Annotated in this window: 1 protein-coding gene and 1 pseudogene; one reads left to right on the top strand and one right to left on the bottom strand. The window is 66.8% G+C overall.

The window, feature by feature from the left end; translation table 11 throughout:
- Positions 1-85 precede the first annotated feature (85 nt).
- Positions 86-1186 (top strand): annotated as a pseudogene (locus ACIQFX_RS39120) (IS630 family transposase); the annotation flags it as partial.
- Positions 1187-1227: 41 nt separating this feature from the next.
- Here the strand turns inward: ACIQFX_RS39120 and ACIQFX_RS39125 are convergent.
- Positions 1228-1611, bottom strand: coding sequence for a hypothetical protein (locus tag ACIQFX_RS39125; RefSeq protein ID WP_402473377.1), 384 nt, complete (start codon positions 1609-1611; stop codon positions 1228-1230).
- Positions 1612-1748 lie beyond the last annotated feature (137 nt).

Consider the following 1748-nt stretch of genomic DNA (forward strand, 5'->3'; position numbering starts at 1 on the left):
CTAGTGCTGTGACCGCATAGGTTCACCGGGTTGCTCGTTGTGCTGGTTGGAAGTGATGACGCTTCCAACCAGCAGGGGAGGTGGGATGGCACCACCGGTCAGGGTCCGGAGGCTGACGGAGCAGGAGGGGCAGAAGCTCCAGCACATCGTGCGGCGGGGCAGCACGAGCTCGGTGAGGTTTCGGCGGGCGATGATGGTGCTGGCCTCGGCCGGCGGCAGCACGGTCCCGGTGATCGCGCGTCTGGTCCAGGCGGACGAGGACACCGTCCGTGACGTGATCCACCGCTTCAACGAGATCGGGCTCGCATGCCTCAACCCTCAGTGGGCGGGAGGCCGTCCCCGCCTGCTGAGCAGTGATGACGAGGACTTCGTCGTCCAGACGGCCACCACCCGCCCGACCTTGTTGGGTAAACCCTTCACCCGCTGGTCGGTCCGCAAACTGGTCGATCACCTGCGCCGGAACATCGCCCGGCCCGTTCGGATCGGCCGGGAGGCCCTGCGGTGCTTACTGGCCCGCCGCGGGATCACCTTCCAGCGGACGAAGACCTGGAAGGAATCGCCGGACCCGGACTTCGACGCCAAGCTGGAGCGAATCGAGTACGCGGTCAACGAGCGTCCGGACCGCACGTTCGCCTTCGACGAGTTCGGTCCGCTGGGCATCCGCCCCACCGCAGGCTCCTGCTGGCAGAAGCAGAGCAGCCCCGACCGACTGCCTGCCACCTACCGCCGCACCCACGGCATCACCTATTTCCACGGCTGCTACTCGGTCGGCGACGACAAGCTGTGGGGGATCAACCGGCGCCGCAAGGGCATCGACCCCACCTGGGCCGCCCTGCGGTCCATCCGCGCCGCCCGTCCGGACGGCGCCCCGATCTACGTGATCCTCGACAACCTCTCCGCCCACCTGAACTGGAAGATCCGCAGGTGGGCGACGATGAACAAGGTCGAGCTGTGCTTCACCCCGACCTACGCGTCCTGGGCCAACCCCATCGAGGCCCACTTCGGGCCGCTGCGGCAGTTCACGCTGGCCAACTCGAACCATCCGAACCACACCGTCCAGACCCGGGCCCTGCACGCCTACCTGCGCTGGCGCAACAACAACGCCCGCCATCCCGATGTTCTGGCAGCCCAACGACGCGAACGAGCACGCATCCGCAGTGAGAGAGGCATCCGGTGGGGTGGGCGTCCACTCCACACGGCGGCCTCACCAGGCAGCTCTCCAGACTGTCAGGTCACCAGCGCCGCGCGGAGCGCGTCGAACATCTCGCGCAGGTCCGGAGCGGCGATCGGATTGAGTTCCATCTGAAGGTGGCACACGGTGTCGTCCCCGTTGGGAGTCAGCCGCACGAAGAAGGAAAAACCGTCCCCGACGGGCTCGGCCTTCAGTGACAGGGGATTGTTGCGGCCAGGGGTCACCACGGCCGAGAACCCCGCATTTGACGCCTCATCCAGACGCGAGAGCATCTGCCCCGCGAAGTCCGCGACCTCAGCATCGCTGAGGTCCACGGTGAAGTCGGCTGTCAGCAGGGAGCACCAGTCGGCACTGACCCGCCAGGTGTCGCCACCGGTCCGAGTCAGGTCCAGCCACGCATCATCGGTGCCGAGGCGCATCCGCGGCTCTTCCATCCCAGCCCTCCGGCATCCAGTTCTGGGCTCAAGATCCTATAGCGCGAATCGCCGCCACCATGTCACCGCATGTCACCCAACAGGCCGCCGACCCGGCGAACCTTACCGGTCAAAGCACTAGG

Origin of the sequence: Streptomyces sp. NPDC093089 (assembly GCF_044754405.1) — a bacterium.
Taxonomy (GTDB): domain Bacteria; phylum Actinomycetota; class Actinomycetes; order Streptomycetales; family Streptomycetaceae; genus Streptomyces.